Origin of the sequence: Paenibacillus sp. OK003, from assembly GCF_900109515.1 — a bacterium.
Classification (GTDB): domain Bacteria; phylum Bacillota; class Bacilli; order Paenibacillales; family Paenibacillaceae; genus Paenibacillus; species Paenibacillus marchantiae.
In genome coordinates, this window is the sequence record NZ_FOBD01000025.1 from 50,398 (window position 1) to 69,161 (window position 18,764).

Annotated in this window: 19 protein-coding genes; 18 read left to right on the plus strand and 1 reads right to left on the minus strand. The window is 48.4% G+C overall.

The window, feature by feature from the left end; all coding sequences use genetic code 11:
* The first annotated feature begins 26 nt into the window (after positions 1–26).
* From nadB to BMW94_RS27540, 17 genes are all read left to right on the plus strand, one after another.
* Positions 27–1,646 (plus strand): L-aspartate oxidase, encoded by a 1,620-nt coding sequence (nadB, locus tag BMW94_RS27460; RefSeq protein ID WP_091001861.1) that lies wholly within the window; start codon positions 27–29, stop codon positions 1,644–1,646.
* Positions 1,643–2,509: a carboxylating nicotinate-nucleotide diphosphorylase gene (gene nadC / locus BMW94_RS27465; RefSeq protein WP_091001862.1), complete on the plus strand. Its 867-nt coding sequence runs from the start codon at positions 1,643–1,645 to the stop codon at positions 2,507–2,509. Before nadB ends, nadC begins: the two co-directional genes overlap by 4 nt.
* A 6-nt stretch (positions 2,510–2,515) precedes the next feature.
* Positions 2,516–3,286 carry a type III pantothenate kinase gene (locus tag BMW94_RS27470; RefSeq protein ID WP_091001863.1) on the plus strand — a complete coding sequence of 257 codons (771 nt, stop codon included), beginning with the start codon at positions 2,516–2,518 and terminating at the stop codon, positions 3,284–3,286.
* A gap of 95 nt (positions 3,287–3,381) precedes the next feature.
* Positions 3,382–4,272: an Hsp33 family molecular chaperone HslO gene (gene hslO / locus BMW94_RS27475; protein WP_091001864.1), complete on the plus strand. Its 891-nt coding sequence runs from the start codon at positions 3,382–3,384 to the stop codon at positions 4,270–4,272.
* 24 nt (positions 4,273–4,296) lie between these two features.
* On the plus strand, positions 4,297–5,247 hold the full coding sequence (locus BMW94_RS27480) for a peptidyl-prolyl cis-trans isomerase (protein ID WP_091001865.1): 951 nt from the start codon (positions 4,297–4,299) through the stop codon (positions 5,245–5,247).
* Between the two features lie 338 nt (positions 5,248–5,585).
* Positions 5,586–6,524 (plus strand): cysteine synthase A, encoded by a 939-nt coding sequence (gene cysK / locus BMW94_RS27485; RefSeq protein WP_064641391.1) that lies wholly within the window; start codon positions 5,586–5,588, stop codon positions 6,522–6,524.
* 141 nt (positions 6,525–6,665) lie between these two features.
* Entirely contained in the window at positions 6,666–8,237 is a 1,572-nt protein-coding gene (locus BMW94_RS27490) for an anthranilate synthase component I family protein (protein WP_091001876.1), read from the plus strand.
* Positions 8,238–8,285: 48 nt separating this feature from the next.
* Entirely contained in the window at positions 8,286–8,861 is a 576-nt protein-coding gene (gene pabA, locus BMW94_RS27495; protein WP_063567564.1) for an aminodeoxychorismate/anthranilate synthase component II, read from the plus strand.
* A gap of 2 nt (positions 8,862–8,863) precedes the next feature.
* Positions 8,864–9,748 carry an aminotransferase class IV gene (locus tag BMW94_RS27500; RefSeq protein WP_091001866.1) on the plus strand — a complete coding sequence of 295 codons (885 nt, stop codon included), beginning with the start codon at positions 8,864–8,866 and terminating at the stop codon, positions 9,746–9,748.
* Positions 9,745–10,608, plus strand: coding sequence for a dihydropteroate synthase (folP, locus tag BMW94_RS27505; RefSeq protein WP_091001867.1), 864 nt, complete (start codon positions 9,745–9,747; stop codon positions 10,606–10,608). Before BMW94_RS27500 ends, folP begins: the two co-directional genes overlap by 4 nt.
* Before the next feature lie 102 nt (positions 10,609–10,710).
* Complete coding sequence (folB, locus tag BMW94_RS27510) at positions 10,711–11,073, plus strand: dihydroneopterin aldolase (protein ID WP_091001868.1); 363 nt, start codon at positions 10,711–10,713, stop codon at positions 11,071–11,073.
* A gap of 9 nt (positions 11,074–11,082) precedes the next feature.
* Positions 11,083–11,631 (plus strand): 2-amino-4-hydroxy-6-hydroxymethyldihydropteridine diphosphokinase, encoded by a 549-nt coding sequence (folK, locus tag BMW94_RS27515; RefSeq protein ID WP_091001869.1) that lies wholly within the window; start codon positions 11,083–11,085, stop codon positions 11,629–11,631.
* On the plus strand, positions 11,583–11,786 hold the full coding sequence (locus BMW94_RS27520; RefSeq protein ID WP_090905175.1) for a helix-turn-helix domain-containing protein: 204 nt from the start codon (positions 11,583–11,585) through the stop codon (positions 11,784–11,786). The genes folK and BMW94_RS27520 overlap by 49 nt, the downstream gene beginning before the upstream one ends.
* Positions 11,787–11,923: 137 nt before the next feature.
* A complete protein-coding gene (gene dusB, locus BMW94_RS27525) occupies positions 11,924–12,943 on the plus strand; it encodes a tRNA dihydrouridine synthase DusB (RefSeq protein WP_091001870.1) in 1,020 nt (339 codons plus the stop codon).
* 244 nt (positions 12,944–13,187) lie between these two features.
* The gene (greA, locus tag BMW94_RS27530; protein WP_076292137.1) at positions 13,188–13,664 is read left to right on the plus strand and encodes a transcription elongation factor GreA; all 477 of its coding nucleotides are present in this window, start codon (positions 13,188–13,190) and stop codon (positions 13,662–13,664) included.
* Between the two features lie 121 nt (positions 13,665–13,785).
* A complete protein-coding gene (gene lysS, locus BMW94_RS27535; protein ID WP_090905169.1) occupies positions 13,786–15,303 on the plus strand; it encodes a lysine--tRNA ligase in 1,518 nt (505 codons plus the stop codon).
* A 190-nt stretch (positions 15,304–15,493) separates the two neighbouring features.
* Positions 15,494–16,831 carry a TrkH family potassium uptake protein gene (locus tag BMW94_RS27540; RefSeq protein ID WP_091001871.1) on the plus strand — a complete coding sequence of 446 codons (1,338 nt, stop codon included), beginning with the start codon at positions 15,494–15,496 and terminating at the stop codon, positions 16,829–16,831.
* 153 nt (positions 16,832–16,984) lie between these two features.
* On the opposite strand, the gene BMW94_RS27545 is transcribed toward BMW94_RS27540, so the two are convergent.
* Positions 16,985–17,587, minus strand: a complete 603-nt coding sequence (locus tag BMW94_RS27545) for a TetR/AcrR family transcriptional regulator (protein WP_091001872.1) — start codon at positions 17,585–17,587, stop codon at positions 16,985–16,987.
* Positions 17,588–17,673: 86 nt separating this feature from the next.
* Between BMW94_RS27545 and BMW94_RS27550 the strand changes: the two genes are divergently transcribed.
* Positions 17,674–18,222 (plus strand): hypothetical protein, encoded by a 549-nt coding sequence (locus BMW94_RS27550; RefSeq protein ID WP_091001873.1) that lies wholly within the window; start codon positions 17,674–17,676, stop codon positions 18,220–18,222.
* Positions 18,223–18,764 lie beyond the last annotated feature (542 nt).

Genomic DNA, 18,764 nt, shown 5'->3' on the forward strand with positions numbered 1-18,764 from the left:
TCTTGCTCCAAGACAGGTGAAATAACATGATACCGCAATATTTAGTGGATTTTGATCTGTCCGCGCTGCCGATGGTGGAGACGGATGTGCTGGTTATTGGTTCGGGCATTGCTGGTTTGTTTACTGCGATCAAGGCGAGTGAACAACGCAGTGTGTTGATGATCACGAAGAAGTCGTTACTGGAAAGTAACACCCGGTATGCGCAGGGAGGAATCGCTGCGGTTATTGCTGAGGATGATTCACCTGCCTACCATTTGCAAGATACACTTGTTGCCGGAGCGGGACTATGCCGCTCCGAAGCAGTAGAAGCATTGGTGAACGAGGGCCCGGACGGCGTGAAAGAACTGATTCGACTGGGTACTTTGTTTGATCTGGAGAACGGCGAGTTGGCGTTGACGCAGGAAGGTGCGCACAGCCACCGCCGTATTTTGCATGCCAATGGGGATGCAACGGGATATGAGATTGTGCGTGCACTGGCTGCACAGGCGAATGAACATCCGGGGATTGAAGTGTGGGATGAGCATTTTGTCATTGACCTGATTACAGAGCAGGGAGAATGTGTAGGTGCGTTGGTTCAGAAGGCTGACGGTTCGCAAGTATTTGTGAAGGCAGAGGCAACCGTACTATGCTCTGGCGGGGCTGGACAGTTGTACCGATACACCACTAATCCAGAAGTGGCTACAGCAGATGGTGTGGCGATGGCCTATCGTGCCGGAGCGGTTGTCCGGGATATGGAGTTTATCCAGTTCCACCCGACCTCCCTTTGTTATCCGGGAGCACCACGTTTCCTGGTGTCCGAGGCTGTACGTGGCGAAGGAGCCTATTTACGTAATGTGAAAGGCGAGCGCTTCATGGACCGGTATCATGCACAGCTTGAACTGGCACCACGGGATATCGTCGCCCGGGCAATTGTCAGTGAGATGGAATCGACAAACAGTACCTTTGTATATTTGGATATCACTCATGAACCCGCGGAGATGATTAAGCACCGGTTTCCTACCATTTATGAGACCTGTATGCGATACGGACTGGATATGACCACAGACTGGATTCCGGTCGCTCCTGCTGCACATTACATGATGGGCGGAGTGAAGACGGATCTCAGCGGGGAGAGCAGCATTGGCCGGTTATTTGCCTGCGGTGAGGTATCTTCTACTGGAGTACATGGAGCCAATCGCCTGGCGAGCAACTCTCTGTCTGAAGCAATCGTATTTGGCCGGAGAATCGTGGATCGTATTCAATCCCTTCCTCCGCTTGCTTCAATCCAGACAAATATTCCCACATTAACAACTATTCGCAGGATCATAAAGGAAGAGCAGAAGCCGGTGTCCGAAAGACGCTTGCGTCTGCAAAAAATGATGGTGCGTCAAGTGGGGCTGCGCCGGAATGGCGTTAACCTGCAAGCAGCAATAGAGAAACTGCAACAAGAACTGCAATTTTTTGATCAGAAGTTTACTCACAAAGAAGAGATGGAATATGCCAACCTTTTGACCTGTGCCTGGTTGGTTACCACTGGAGCATTACACCGCGAGGAAAGTCGGGGAGCCCACTACCGTGAGGATTTCCCGCAGCGTGACGATGCCGTATGGCAGAAGCATAGTCTGCAGCAGCGAGAACAAGCGATTGTGGAGGAATTGATGTCATGATACTGAACGGATATAATGAAGGACTCATCGAATCAATCAAAAACTGGCTTCGTGAGGATGTCGGTGCAGGGGATGTCACAACAAGTGTGACGATTCCCGCTGGAAGTCAGTCCAAGGCCGTTATACATGCCAAAGACAATGGAATCATTGCAGGAATTACGGTCGCAGAACTCGTGTTCCAGGTAGTGGATTCTGGACTTGTGTTCACCCCGATGGTCAAAGACGGGGAAGCAGTCACTCATGGTATGATTCTGGCTGAGGTAGAAGGGAGCACACATAGCTTGCTGACAGGAGAGCGTCTGGCTCTGAACCTGCTTCAGCGCATGTCTGGTATCGCTACCCGCACACGTAGTTATGTTGATGCGTTGGAAGGCCTTTCTACACGGCTGGTCGATACTCGAAAAACAACACCGGGACACCGCTTGCTTGAAAAATATGCAGTGCGGGTTGGTGGCGGAGCAAACCATCGGTTCGGCCTCTATGATGCCGTCATGATTAAGGATAACCACATCAAGGGCGCAGGTGGGATCACTGAAGCAGTACAGCGTGCCCGGGCCGTCATTCCGCATACAATGACCATTGAAGTCGAGACCGAAAAACTGGAACAGGTGCGAGAAGCCTTGCAGGCTGGGGCAGATATCATTATGCTGGATAACATGCACCCAGATCGGATGCGTGAGGCCGTTGCTCTTATTCGTGAGCAGGCTCCCCATGTGAAGGTTGAGGCATCAGGCAACGTCTCGCTAAATACCATTCGTGGTATTGCAGAGAGCGGAGTGGATGTAATTTCAGTTGGCAGGTTAACCTACTCTTTTGAGAGCCTGGATATCAGCCTGGATTTTAACGAAAAGAAAGAGGGGTGAACCTCTTTGATTCTTGTGGTAGATGTGGGCAACAGCAATATCGTACTCGGTGTGTATCAAGGCCGGGAGTTGCTCCACCATTTTCGCTTGAGCACATCCCGTCAGTCGACAGTGGATGAATATGGCGTAATGATTTATAATTTATTTCATATGTCGGGTATTTCAACACGCGACATTGAAGGTGTGATCATCTCATCCGTGGTTCCGCCACTGGTGAATGTGATTGAAGCCATGTGTGAAAAATACGTAGGGAAAAAACCGCTACTCGTTGGGCCTGGTATCCGAACCGGCCTGAACCTGCGATATGAGAATCCTCGCGAAGTTGGCGCGGATCGCATTGTTAATGCAGTAGCAGCCGTTGAGAAGTATGGCGGCCCTCTCATTGTGGTCGATTTCGGTACAGCGACCACATTTGACTGTATTGACGAGAAAGGAAATTATCTGGGTGGGGCTATCGTACCCGGCATCCATATTGCAACCGAAGCACTCTATGAACGGGCGTCCAAGCTACCTCGCATTGAATTGGAGAAGCCCAAGAAAGTCATTGGTCGCAACACCATTCATGCGATGCAGGCCGGCATTATTTATGGTTATGCAGGACAGGTGGACGGCATTGTGGAGCGTATCCGCGAGGAAATGGGAGCCAAACCCAGAGTTATTGCAACCGGAGGCCTTGCCAAGCTGATTGCAGAAGAAACACGCAGCATCGAGGAAGTGGATCCGCTGCTTACGCTTGAAGGGCTGCGTATCGTTTATGAGCGAAACCGGGAAAGGTAAGAACAGAGACGGCAAACAGCGGGCTGAGATTACAGTCTTATATGTTATGCCGTTTTTTCTATAACTGGCGATTACGCCAAAGGAGGCTGACTGACTTGGAAAACAACAACAAACAAGACCGGTTAATTCGCGGTACAGCAATGAACGGACGGGTTAGGGCCTTTGCTGTACAGACGACGGAACTGGTTGAGGAACTGCGCAGAAGACATGATACGTTTCCCACGGCTACAGCAGCTATGGGGCGTACGGTTACAGCAGCATCCATTATGGGTGCTATGCTTAAGGGAGAAGAGAAGCTGACGATTCAAGTCAAAGGCGACGGTCCCATTGGACAGATTGTTGCCGATGCTAATGCGAAGGGTGAAGTTCGTGGCTATGTAAGCAATCCGCATGTACATCTGCCGAGCAACAGCATGGGCAAGCTGGACGTTGCTGGCGCAGTCGGAACAGAAGGATTCGTGAACGTAACCAAGGATCTGGGGCTGAAAGAGCCTTATCGCGGCAGTGTACCGATTATTTCGGGAGAACTTGGCGAAGACTTTACGTACTATTTTGCCAAATCGGAGCAGACGCCTTCGGCTGTAGGCGTTGGTGTACTGGTCGATACCGACAATTCGGTTATTGTAGCCGGTGGATTCATTGTACAATTGCTTCCAGGTTTGACGGATGATGAGATTACGGTGATTGAAAAAGCCATTGGTACAATGCCGCCAGTGACCTCTCTGCTGGCAGAGGGGCTTGAATTGGCAGAGCTGCTTCGTCGTGTACTGCCTGATGTACAGGTCATGGACGAAATGGATATTCATTTCCACTGTGAGTGTTCACGTGAGCGGGTAGAGAAAACGTTGATCAGTCTGGGCCAATCCGAAATGGAACAATTGATTGAGGAAGAAGGACAGGCTGAAGTGGTCTGCCAATTTTGCAACGAGGCTTACGATTTCAACAAGGAACAACTTGAGACCATCCTAGAGCAAGCCAAGAACTGATTTTATGCGGGGACGGGACGCGGAATGACAAGACAGGAAAAAGGGCTATGGACGGCTGTAATTGTCTTGACGCTTGGAATGCTGGTGATGGGTTCGGTTATGGTCGTGCAAGGACTACGGAATGGACGTGAAGGAGCAGATTCGCCTCAGGATACCAATCAGGAAGAGGGAACTGCGGTAGCAACGATCAATGGGGAGGTCATCACCAACAAGGAATGGACCGAGGCATTGAAACGGCGCTATGGCAGTGAATTACTGCTCCAGATGCTCAATCGCAAAGCGGTTTATGCGGAAGCAATTGATCGTAATCTGACGGTGACTCCCAAAGAAATTGCGAAGGAGCTTGCCGCGGCCATGGATGGATATGATTCGGAGAAGGCTTATTTTGACGAGATGCAGTCCCAACTCGGTTTATCCAGGCAGGATCTTGAGTTGGAGGCGGGATACCGACTTCTGCTGGAGAAAATCGCGACGAGCGGTATCCAGATCAAGGATGCAGATATCGAGCGTTACTGGAACGAACACCATGAAGACTATGTTTCCCCGGAGAAATATGATCTGTCTATTATTGTATTGAAGGAAGAGGAACAGGCTGAATCAGTCCTGGATGCGCTCGACAAGGGAGCAGACTTTGAAGAAACCGCACGTAATGAATCGACGGACAGTTACTCCCGTGACTCGGGCGGTCATCTGGGATGGATCGAGCAGAACGATCCGTTTCAGTCCGAAGCAATCCTTAAACTCGCAGCTCAACTGGACATTGGCGATATTGCAGGGCCGGTGAAGGTGGAAGAAGGCTACGCCATCATTAAAATGAACGACAAGCAAGGGCCTCAGGTGCAGCCCGCTGAAGAGGTCCGAGAAGATATTCGGATGCAGCTGGCTCTCAGCCAGGCTGATCCCCTGCCTCAGGTGGAGGAAAGGCTTCGGAGCAAGTATGAAGCTGTCATCATCGCTGAAATTCCGGCATCCTGATTATCCTGCTAACGCATGTCCTGCTGCATCTTGATAAAAATACTCTGTCTACGGCCTTAGGGCCCAGGGCGGAGTATTTTTTTGAGTACTCATATTGACAATGGGGTGTAACGTTGATAAGATAAAAATAATCAAAAACCTACTCATTTACTCGGAATAAAACCATTTATATGACCAAAGAAATCTTCGGAAACCCAGTTTCTGTCCGGTTTATTGCAGACGGAATGAACTCAGGCGGATTTCCGTAGTTCTTCTATAACATCTAGAGGCTGCTCGGCCACACATGTATATGGCAACAGGACTTAAGTAGTATTCATCCCACTAAGGAGGGCATTCATATGGCTAAAGTAGTTAATAACGTAACAGAACTTATCGGAGGTACTCCGCTTGTTCGTCTGAACCGTATCGTACCTGAAGGCAGTGCTGAAGTATTCGTGAAACTGGAATACCAGAATCCAGGTTCAAGCGTCAAAGACCGTATCGCGATTAGCATCGTGGAAGAAGCGGAAAAAGAAGGCAAGCTGAAACCGGGTGATACCATCATCGAAGCAACAAGTGGTAACACAGGAATTGGACTGGCTATGGTGGCTGCAGCCAAAGGCTACAAGTCTGTTATTGTTATGCCGGAAACGATGAGCATGGAGCGTCGTAACCTGCTTCGCGCCTATGGAGCTGAGCTTGTGCTCACACCGGGAGCCGAAGGTATGAATGGTGCAGTTAAAAAGGCTGAGGAATTGCTTAAGGAAAATCCATCTTATTTCATGGCTGAGCAATTTAAAAATAAAGCCAACGTGAAGATCCACCGTGAAACGACTGGCCCTGAGATTGTTGAAGCTATTCAATCTGTAGGCGGTACGTTGGATGCTTTCGTTGCAGGAATTGGTACAGGCGGAACGATTACAGGTACAGGTGAAGTGTTGAAGGAAGCCTACCCTGGGATAAAAATCGTTGCCGTTGAACCAGCAGCTTCGCCAATCTTGGCAGGTGGCAAACCGGGTCCTCACAAAATTCAAGGGATCGGTGCTAATTTTATTCCTGAGATTTTGGATCAGGAAATCTATGACGAGATCATTCACATCGAGAACGACGATGCGTTTGAGACGGCTCGTCAAGTAGCGAAGGAAGAAGGTATTCTGTCCGGTATTTCTTCCGGTGCAGCTATCCGCGCAGGTCTGCAAGTGGCTAAACAGTTGGGTGCAGGCAAACGCGTTGTCGTGATCGTGCCAAGTAACGGCGAACGTTACCTCAGTACGCCACTTTACAACTTCGAAGCTTAAGTGTAACAAGTGATGAAACAAATCCTCCTTGCCCGCATGCCGGGTGTGGAGGATTTTTTGCTGAATGCTTTTAAAAGCAGCGGCGCTTTAGTATACTATCAGACAATAGAACTAGCGACAGATGGAGGGCGGCAAACCGCAATGACACACCTGATGACAACATACGCCGACTGGACAGAGTGGGCCGGAGAAGGTTGGACCATGATGCCGTATATGATCAAGTCGGATAAGGGACCGTATCATGGCGGTTTACCGTTAACGTGGGAAGCAGCCTGGCAGCAGGCGTCACCCTATGCAATGGTACTGGAGAATGGTAAAGGCGGAAGGTATACCTTTCTGGGATTAAACCCCGTATCCGTGATTTCCGGCAAGGGCAACGAAGCTGTTATTCAAGATCTTATTCAAGGCGATATCCGAACAGACTGTGGTAAACCGCTTGAAGTATTAAAAAGGTGGGCTGCGCCATACCGTGCACCAAAGGTGAGCGGGGCTCCAGACTTTGGTGGTGGTAGTGCAGGGTATCTAAGCTATGACGTAGCCAGATCCCTGGAAAAGCTGCCAAACTTGGCAGAAGATAACCCGGCACTTCCGGATTATTGGTGGATGCGGTTTGAAGAAATATGGGCGTATGACCATGAACAGCAGGCGCTGTTCTGTATGGTTCATCTGGCTGTAGAGCCGAATCAGGATGAAGCTCAGCTTCGCCGGCTGTACGCAGAAGCAGAAGAGCGAGCAGCAGCCATGCAGCAGCGCTGGCTGCATATTCTGGGATTTGCCCAGGCGGAAGAGCAGCAGCAGGCATTGGAGCATCGCCATAGCCACATTCATCTCACTGCGCAATCAGCGGATTCGGAGCGGGAAACGGAAGGATGGCACACCTCCTTTCCTCAAGAGGACTTTGAGCAGGCGGTACGTACAGTGCAGGAATATATCCGGCAGGGGGATGTGTTTCAAGTGAATCTGTCCTTGCGGCAGGAAAAACGTCTGAAGTCCAGTGCAGAGCACATCTATGAATGGCTTCGTCTAGTAAATCCCTCTCCCTACATGGGATTGCTGCGTAGTCCGGATTTCCAACTGGTGAGCGGTTCACCTGAATTGCTAGTCAAAGTGGATCATGGCAAGGTGAGTGCTCGTCCGATCGCAGGAACACGGCGAAGAGGACGAGATGAAGCCGAAGATGAGTTGATGGCCTCTGAGCTGTTGAACAGTGAGAAGGAACGGGCAGAGCATATTATGCTGGTCGATCTGGAGCGGAATGATATCGGACGAATTGCAGCTTATGGATCAGTGCATGTGCCTGAACTGATGACGATCGAGAAGTATTCGCATGTTATGCATCTGGTGTCTCAAGTTGAGGGAACGCTGGCCGAGGGACTATCCGTATTTGATGTAATCGCAGCGACGTTCCCAGGTGGAACGATTACGGGTGCACCCAAAGTTCGCACCATGGAAATCATTGAAGAACTGGAGCCTGTGCGTCGTGGACCGTATACAGGATCGATTGGGTGGCTGGACTACAGTGGCAATATGGAATTGAACATCATCATTCGTACACTTTCCATTAAAGATGGAGTGGGATATGTACAGGCAGGAGCAGGTATCGTTATTGACTCCGATCCATATCGGGAATATAAGGAGTGCCGGAACAAAGCAAGAGCCATGATGAGGGCTGTGAATTACAGCGAGGAAGCTGAAGCCGTTAAATTAAAATAATCAAGCAGCCGTCCCCTGTGTGGACGGAAGAACAGGAGGGACAACGATATGATACTGGTTATCGACAATTATGATTCCTTCACGTACAACCTAGTTCAATATCTGGGTGAACTGGGGGAGACGGTGGAAGTTCGCCGTAACGATGAAATTGATCTGGCAGGCATCGAGGCATTGGCACCTGATCATATTTTGATCTCACCCGGTCCTTGTACTCCGAATGAGGCCGGCATTAGTCTGGCGGTCATTGATCAATTCAAGGGTAGTATTCCGATCTTTGGCGTATGTCTGGGACATCAGGCGATTGGACAGGCTTTCGGAGGCAATGTTATTCGTGCGGACCGCATGATGCATGGCAAAACATCTGAGATGCACCATAACGGAACATCGGTATTTACCGGACTGCCATCTCCCTTTACGGCAACGCGATATCACTCGCTGATCGTGGAGCGCAGCAGTCTGCCAGACTGTCTGGAGATTACGGCCGAGACGGCGGAAGGCGAAATTATGGGCTTGCGTCACAAAGAGTATGCGATTGAAGGTGTTCAGTTCCATCCCGAATCCATCATTACGGATCACGGTCATCAAATGCTGCGTAACTTCCTGTCTCAGCAGGTAAAGGTATAGAGATGAAATATGCCGCGATAAACGGAGAATTGGTCAATATGGCGGCAGCCGTGGTTCCGGTGACGGATCACGGCTTTTTGTACGGACTTGGATTGTTCGAGACGTTTCGGACGTATCAGGGAGTTCCTTTTCTGCTGGAGCGTCATTTGGAGCGGATGGCTTCAGGGTGTCGTGAACTGGGCATTCCTTTCACAACAACAGCAGCGGAGGTAACGGACTGGATCAAAAACCTGTTGCTTGCTAATGATCTCCAGGATGCCTATGTGCGCTATACGGTATCTGCAGGCGAAGCCCCGCTGGGGTTACCTTCAGGGGATTATGTGAAACCCAATCATATCGTATTGGCAAAAGCACTACCTGAACCCTCCCCATCTTTATACGAAAATGGTAAAATGCTTCAACGTCTCTCAACACCCCGTAACACGCCCGAAGGAGAAGTGCGGTTCAAATCGCTGCATTACATGAACAGCATCCTGGCGAAACGGGAACTGAACGGATACGGGCAGCATGTACAAAGTGCGGAAGGTCTGCAATTAACTCAAGATGGCTACATAGCTGAGGGGATTGTCAGCAATGTGTTCTGGGTGAGACAGGGCGTACTCTACACGCCTTCACTTGCGACTGGCATTTTGCCGGGAATCACCAGAGCCGTTGTACTGGAGCTTGCAGTTCACCAAGGAATACCTTGCCAGGAAGGATTGTTCCCTTGGGAGGAGCTTATACAGGCAGATGAGATCTTTTTGACAGGCTCTGTTGCTGAACTTGTTCCAGTTACTACATTGCGGGATGAGGATGGAACGGAAACGGTAATCAGCAGCGGACATATAGGCCCGGTTACAGAAGCACTTCTGGGTATGTACCGGCAGAAAGCGGGGTATACTTCATGACACTTACACCAGTCATCTATGAACGGAATTATGCGTGGGGGCCAGCATCGCTAAAACTGGGTACACGTACACTTATTATGGGCATTCTGAATGTCACACCGGACTCCTTCTCGGATGGGGGGCGTTATACCAATGTGGAGCGAGCAGTGGCTCACGCCATTCAGATGATGGAAGACGGCGCGGATCTCATTGATATTGGCGGGGAATCCACACGTCCAGGTTCAGATATCGTTGGTGCTGATGAAGAGCTCAGCCGGATCATTCCGGTCATTGAAGCACTGCGGCAGCAGGCTCCACACATTCCGATATCGGTAGACACCTATAAAGCGGATGTCGCTCGCCAGGCCATTCAAGCTGGAGCACACATCATCAATGATGTGTGGGGTGCCAAGGCTGACCCGGAGATGGCACGTACTGCGGCAGAACTGGGATGTCCTCTGATCCTAATGCACAACCGGCAAGAACGAGACTATACCAACTATTTGGTTGATGTAGTTAGTGATCTTCAGGAGAGTATACAGAGTACACTAGAGGCCGGAGTACATGCTGATCAGATTATTTTGGACCCGGGCATTGGCTTTGTGAAAGATCTGAACGAAAATCTGGTGCTCATGTCATCGCTCGGGTTGCTCAATGAGCTGGGATACCCGGTTCTGCTCGCCACCTCGCGTAAAAGGTTCATCCAGAACACCTTGCAGGTGCAGGCGGATGATGCGCTGGAAGGTACAGCCGCTACGGTTGCTTTTGGCATAGCCCAAGGATGCCAAATGGTCCGGGTTCATGATGTGAAGCCGATTCGGCGCACGGTGGACATGTGTGATGCCATGCTGTATGCCACTCCAGGCTTGCGGAGGAAATGATGCTGGCGGGTCAGGTGACCCGTCCAGTGATAGCGCAGCGTTTTGCAATAGAAACGAACAATGAACCATGATTTCATTATATATAGAGGGTAGGCGGAACTTATGGATAGAATGGTATTGCATCGAATGGAGTATTACGGATATCACGGCGTATTTGCCGAGGAACGGAAGCTGGGGGCGCGTTATTATATTGATCTGGAGATCGATATGGATCTGGGTGAGGCTGGGCGTAACGATGATTTGACCAAAACCATCAATTATGCGGAGCTCCATGAGCTGGTCAAACAGATCGTTGAAAATAAATCATTCCAGTTAATTGAAGCTTTGGGCGAACATATTGCATCTTCTTTACTAGACACTTATACTATTATCAATGCACTGACAGTCAAAGTGACGAAGCCGCATCCGCCGTTCGATATTCATTTTGAGGGCGTAACTGTAGAGCTTCGCCGCACAAGAAAGTGAGAACCGATCATGATTGCACATTCGACCTCTGAATATTCAGAGGCTTATATTGCTTTAGGGGCTAATTTGGGTGACCGGGAACAGACGCTGCTTGAGGCATTAACGTTGCTGGATGCACATCCTCATATATCCGTCCTACGCTGTTCTGCGCTGTATGAGACGGAGCCGGTAGGTTATGTGGACCAGCCAGCGTTTCTGAATATGGCAACTGCGGTACAGACTACACTTTTGCCGGAGCAGCTGCTCATGGAACTGCTGGAGATTGAAACAAGGCTTGGGCGGGTTCGTGATATCCGTTGGGGCCCTCGTACAGTCGATTTGGATCTGCTTTGGATGGATGGAGAGACAAGTGATACCGAACGGCTGCAATTGCCGCATCCACGGATGGGTGAACGGGCGTTTGTATTGGTGCCGCTGGCTGACATCGTAACCGAAGATGAGCATTCAGGTTTGTATACCTTTGTACAATCATCGTTGTCTGTACTGGATGGAAAGGATGGAATACAGCTTTGGAAAACGTGCAATTGGCCAATCGAATCCGGGCTTTCCGGAAGCTGAAAGGTTTAACACAACAGGAACTCGCTGCTGAGACGGGCATATCGCTGGCCGTTCTGGGTATGATTGAACGAGGCAACCGCAAAGTAGTTGAACGAGAGCTGAATCTAATTGCCGGGGTACTGTCGATCAGTATTGAGGAACTACAGGGGAACTAAGGCCGCTTTTTACGAATTACTAATAAGAAAACATCGTCATTATTCGTTTATTTTATACAGCAAGAAGTATTAAAGAGTTACACACAACCAGGATTCATACAAGAGTCTCGGATTTAAAAAGGAGTGGGACGACTACCATGCTTAAAATTGGTGACATTGAAATGAAAAACCAGGTCGTACTTGCGCCGATGGCTGGCGTATGTAATCCGGCTTTTCGTCTGATCGCAAAAGAATTCGGAACAGGCCTCGTGTGTGCGGAGATGGTGAGTGGCAAAGCCATCGTGCATGGTAACAAGCGCACACGTGAGATGTTGTTTGTAGATGAACGTGAGAAACCACTGAGTCTGCAAATTTGGGGAGGGGATCGTCAAGCCCTCGTAGAAGCAGCCAAAATTGTGGACAAAGAAACCAATGCTGACATCATCGACATTAACATGGGATGCCCTGTGCCTAAAGTGACGAGCTGTGATGCAGGTGCACGCTGGTTGCTTGATCCGAACAAAATTTATGAGATGGTATCCGCTGTAGTAGATGCGGTAGATAAGCCAGTTACAGTCAAGATGCGGATCGGCTGGGATAACGAGCATATCTACGTGGTTGAGAATGCACTTGCGGTTGAACGCGCTGGCGGACAAGCGGTAAGTGTCCACGGTCGTACACGTGAGCAGCTCTACACAGGCACAGCGGATTGGTCACACATTAAAAATGTAAAAGAGGCTGTCTCCATCCCGGTGATCGGGAACGGAGATGTATCTTCACCGGAAGATGCCCGTCGCATGTTGGATGAAACGGGTTGTGACGGAGTTATGATCGGCCGTGCCGCCCTGGGTAACCCATGGATGCTGTATCGTACCATTCAATACTTGAGTTCCGGCGAACTGCTTCCTGACCCGAATGGGGAAGAGAAGATTCGGGTTGCCATTTTGCATATGGACCGCCTGATTGCACTGAAGGGTGAGGCTGTTGCTGTTCGCGAGATGCGTAAACACCTGGCTTGGTATCTGAAAGGACTGAAAGGATCGGCTCGTATCAAAGACGTTATTATGGAAGAAACCAAACGTGATGAGATGGTGCACATTCTGGAGAATTTTGTAGGACAGCTGCATATCGAAGGTAATCTGGAGTCAGAACCGGCATTAGCCGAAAATGCCTCCTGATCCCCTGCTGTAAAACGTTTACAGCTGTAGGGGGCGTAACATTGACTTTTCGAGATCGTTACCCTATAATTTCACAGTATAAATTCGCCATGTGCGTCATAAGGCTAGTGCATCAGGAGGAACGTTCTGTTTCTCCGGAGAACTTCATATAGTTTTGAAGATGTATGCGAGCGGAGCTCTGTAAACAGCACTGGTTCCGTTGCCGTGCAATCAAATTATTCCCATGACAGGAGAATCGGTTGAGATGAGCGATAAGGAAGTTATCCTTACACCAGAGGGACTTAAGAAGCTTGAAGAAGAACTGGAAATGCTGAAATCAGTGAAGCGCCGCGAAGTGGCTGAACGGATTAAGGTAGCCATCGGGTATGGAGATATTAGTGAAAACTCCGAGTATGAAGACGCGAAGAACGAACAGGCTTTCATTGAAGGCCGCGTTATTACGTTGGAGAAATTGCTCCGGAACGCACGGATTATCAACAGCGACGAGATCGATACCGAAGCCGTAAGCGTAGGTGCAACAGTCACTGTAGAAGATCTGGAATTCGGTGATATCACGGAATATACGATTGTAGGTACTGCGGAGTCCAATCCGCTGCAAAACAAAATATCGAACGAAAGCCCTGTTGGAAAAGCCATTCTGGGCAAGAAAAAAGGTACGGTTGTTGATGTGAGTGTGCCTGCTGGCGTAATTCAATATAAAATTGTAGACATCAAAAAGTAATATAAGCAATGAAGCAGTCGGGTACGGAGACAAAAGCTTCCTTAGGGAAGCTTTTTTCAACATTTGAGGCAGAATACCTCTGAAGATGCCTGCAATGTAAATAAGGAGATGAATATAGATCATGACGGATGAAGTCTTGAATCAGGAAACCGAAACCGAACTAAGTGAGCTTTTACAAATTCGCCGCGACAAATTGGACGAGCTCCGCAAATTGGGGATCGACCCTTTTGGCCAAAAATACGTACGTACGGAAGAAGCCGGCTCCATTCTGAAGAAGTATGAAGGACTGACCAAGGAAGAGCTGGAAGAGAAGCACATCGAAGTCAGTATTGCCGGACGGATTATGGCGAAGCGGGGAATGGGTAAAGCGAGCTTTGCACATATTCAGGACCTGAGCGGCAGAATCCAGATCTATGTTCGTCAGGATACTGTGCCGGAAGACAAATACGCCGCGTTCAGCCTGCTCGATCTGGGGGATATTGTAGGTGTCTCTGGGGTAATCTTCAAAACCAAGACAGGTGAAACTTCGGTTAAAGTTCAAAATCTCGAAGTATTGTCCAAATCACTTTACCCACTTCCGGATAAATATCATGGACTCGCGGATGTAGAGCTGCGTTACCGCCAGCGCTATGTTGATCTGATCATGAATCGTGAAGTGCAACAGACCTTCATTACTCGTTCCAAAATCATTCAGTCGATGCGCCGTTACCTGGACTCTCTGGGCTATCTGGAAGTGGAAACGCCGACGCTGCACACCATCGCTGGTGGAGCCGCTGCGCGTCCATTCATCACGCATCATAATGCGCTTGATATGGAATTGTACATGCGGATTGCGATCGAGCTTCACCTGAAACGTCTGATTGTAGGCGGTCTGGAGAAGGTATATGAGATCGGCCGTGTATACCGTAACGAAGGGATGTCGACACGTCATAACCCTGAGTTCACGATGATTGAACTTTATGAGGCATATGCCGATTATCAGGACATCATGCGTTTGACTGAGAATCTGGTTGCTCACATCGCACAGGAAGTGCTTGGTACACAAGTTATCCAGTATGCAGACTATCAAGTGGATCTTACACCACAATGGCGCCGTGTAACGATGGTAGACGCGGTTAAGGAAGTTGTAGGCGTGGACTTCTCTGTGCACATGACGGACGAGGAAGCTCATCGTTTGGCCAAAGAACATAAGGTGCCAGTTGAAAAGCATATGACATTTGGTCATATTCTAAATGCTTTCTTCGAACATTTTGTAGAAGAGACGTTGATTCAACCAACCTTTATCATGGGACATCCGGTTGAGATTTCTCCGCTGGCGAAGAAGAGCGATGTAGATCCACGTTTCACGGACCGCTTCGAGCTGTTTATCGTTGGACGTGAGCATGCCAATGCCTTTACGGAGCTGAATGATCCAATTGATCAGCGTCAGCGCTTTGAGGCACAATTGCTGGAGAAAGAACACGGGAACGACGAGGCACACGAAATGGATGATGATTTCATCCGTGCGCTCGAATATGGTATGCCACCAACAGGTGGACTGGGGATCGGTATTGACCGTCTGATCATGTTGTTGACCAACTCGCCGTCCATTCGTGACGTACTGCTCTTCCCGCACATGCGTCCTCGTACACAGGATTAAATAAGGAACGTTTAACTCGTTCATAATAGAAGAGGAACCTGCCGTTCAGTATGATGCTGGTGGCAAGTTCCTCTTTAGGTTTACATAGACATCGAAGTGACAGATTCGTCTGCAGAGCATGTTTTACCAAAGTGTGGTGACAGAATTTGTTCGCCTACCTGCTTGTATCATGTTAAAAGAGGTGCCCTCCATGAAGTTTAGGCTTCACATTGCTAAGTTCCTATCACCCCCACTGATTCTGGTTGGTGGTTTTATGCTTATTATCTCGATCGGTACGATTCTGCTCATGCTACCCATCTCCAATCAAAGCGGCGAGCATTTGGCGTTTATTGATGCTCTTTTTACTTCTACCTCTGCCGCATGTGTAACCGGGCTGGTTGTAGTGGATGTAGGGACGACTTTCAACCTGTTTGGTCAAATGGTGATTATGGTGCTTATGCAGCTAGGCGGACTCGGCTTCATGACCATCGCAACGTTGTTTGCGTTAGTATTGGGCAAGCGAATCTCACTGAAGGACAGGCTGCTGCTGAAAGAGGCTATCAACGCTGACAGTATGGAAGGTGTTGTACGCATTATCCGCAAGGTGCTGATTTTCTCGTTTACTATTGAAGGTGTGGCTGCGGTTATATTGGCACTACGCTGGGCAACGGAGATGCCTTTTTGGCAGGCAGTATACTATGGTGCTTTTCACTCGGTTTCATTATTTAATAATGGTGGTTTCGATCTGTTCGGCAACAGTTTTCAGTATTATACAGGGGACTGGTTGTTTAACCTGACAGCCTCTGTGCTGGTTGTATCGGGTGGACTCGGCTTTGTAGTGCTGAATGATTTGTTTGAGTTCCGCAAGCGACGTCGTTTATCGTTGCAGTCCAAACTGGTGTTGTCCGTGTCAGGTGCGCTGATTGGTATCGGTGCCATTGTACTATTTGTGTTTGAGTTCACCAATGGGCACACTCTGGCGTCTCTCAGTTGGAGTGAAAAAATCTACGCCTCGTTCTTCCAATCGGTCTCTACACGTTCATCGGGTACGAGTACCATTGATATCACCCAGATGAGGCAGGCTACCCAGTTCTTCTTCATTCTGTTGATGTTTATTGGGGCGTCTCCGGGATCAACTGGGGGTGGGATCAAGACGACAACGTTCCTGATCATGATTGGAGCAGTATATGCCATGATCCGGGGCAATAAAGATATTGTATTTTTCCGTCAGCGTGTTCCGAAAGAGCTGCTGATGAGAGCATTGACGATTATTATGGTTTCCTTGATCATATTCATGGTTGTGGTAATGTTACTACTTACGACAGAGGATGCACCGTTTCTTTCACTCATGTTTGAAGCGGCCTCGGCAATTGGGACAGTAGGTCTGTCGGTAGGAGTAACGCATGAATTAACGGTATGGGGAAAAGTAATTATCGCCTTCACGATGTTTATAGGACGTATTGGGCCACTAACGATCGCATACGCGCTTCGTCCGCGCAAAGAGAAAAAGCTGTATCGCCATCCGGAGGGCCGGATTATTATTGGATAAAAAGAAAACCGTCACGCATCTAGGAGACTAACCCTATTATGGATACATAGGTTAGTTACAACTAATGCCTGACGGTTTTTTGTTTTAAGGAAGTAATTACTCGGTTCCTGTCGTGCGAAGGATAAGAGATGTATTTAATTTTGTAATCGAATGTTATTCTATATCCCGGCATAACGTTGCAAGATGTGTGGTAAGGATGTTCTCCATAATCTTGGTGTTCATCTGGTCAGGACGAAGAATCGCATGAATTCCCAAACCGTCGACCAGTGCGTACAGCCGTTCAATCTCCAGTTCCTTATCGAGATCTGTTCGCAAGAGATTGAGCTCCATGAGGTAGGTGATAACCTTAGCCATTGCGTGTCTTAGCTCATTATAGACTTTGTTGGCATGCTCCTTGAGAGCAGGGTCAGTCTTGGACTTGGCTGTAAAAGCGTACCACACCTCCATTTCGACCATTTTTTCATCCGTACTTGGCAAGAGTTCTAACAATAGAAGCTTCATATTCTCCAAAGGGGAAGAAGCATCAAAGGACATCTGTGTGATTCGACTCGATACCCGTTCGGATACCAGATTCATTGCGTATAGGAGTAATTCCGATTGGGTTGAAAAGTAGTGCCGCATAGACCCGGCCGATATTCCCGCTTCTACCGCAATATTTCGAACAGAGGCCTGTTCCATGCCATCTCTTCGGATGACACGCCAAGCCGCTTCGGCTACGAGCAGACGTTGTTTATCGTGATCAACTATTTTAGGCATAAAAGGATTATATCATTGTTGATTATTATAATACAAACGTGTTAAATTGTATTTAATACATTTGTGTTATAAAAGGAGTGGATCATTTGATTGCCTATTTTATTATTGGATGTGAGATTGCCTTCTGGGTATTTGTCGCTGCAGGTCTGAGTGTGCGTTATCTGCTTGGGATGAAACGGACGGGGATCGCGCTGTTAATGGTAACGCCAGTTGTAGATGTCCTTCTTATGGTAGCGACGGTGATAGATCTTCAAAAGGGTGCTACAGCAAGTGTGGTTCATGGCATTGCAGCTATTTATATAGGTGTGAGTATTGCCTATGGTCATCAGATGATCGCTTGGGCTGACCGTTATTTCCTGTATTGGTTCAAGGGTGGAGATAATCCTCGGAGCAGCAAGGTGTACGGTAGTGAGCATGCTAGTCGTGAGAGAGTGGGGTGGCTTAGACATCTATTGGCTTGGGGCATAGGCAGCTTGTTCCTGCTCGCAATGATCTGGTGGATTGGTGATACGGAGCGTACAGCGGCATTCTCTAATCTCATAAGAGTATGGGGAATCATACTGGGGATCGATTTTATAATCAGCTTCAGTTATAGCTTATGGCCTCGAAAGATGCCTGTTAAGAAAGTGAAGTAACATATCATTGGATAAGGTGGGAGGAGCATGTGGAAGATCCGTGAGCGAAAGGGTGATCCGTATGTTCTGGAAAGAGTGTATCTCATGATAATTGATGGGAACTTAAATAAGCCTGGCTTTAGGTGAATAGCTATATGAGAGAATAGATATAATTTATTGAAAATAAAGCTTGCATTCAATATCTGTACATGGTATATTCTAAGTCCGGCCAAGAAAACACGAGAAACACGGTGCGGCAAGCGAATGAAATAAGCTTCGAAAGAAACTTAAAAAAAGAGCTTGCAAAGTTGGTTCGGATGTGATAAGATATAAAAGTTGCTGAGGTGAACAACACGCGGCAATCAAACAAGTTTGATCTTTGAAAACTGAACAACGAGTGAGTAAACATTCTGCTTGCAGAATGAACGCGAAAGTTCGAGACTAGCCTTGGCTTGAATCGACTGGAGCATAAATGAGATTTTTAATCTCGTCAGTTTCAAAATGAGCTTATCGCTCTTTTCAATACTTTATTGGAGAGTTTGATCCTGGCTCAGGACGAACGC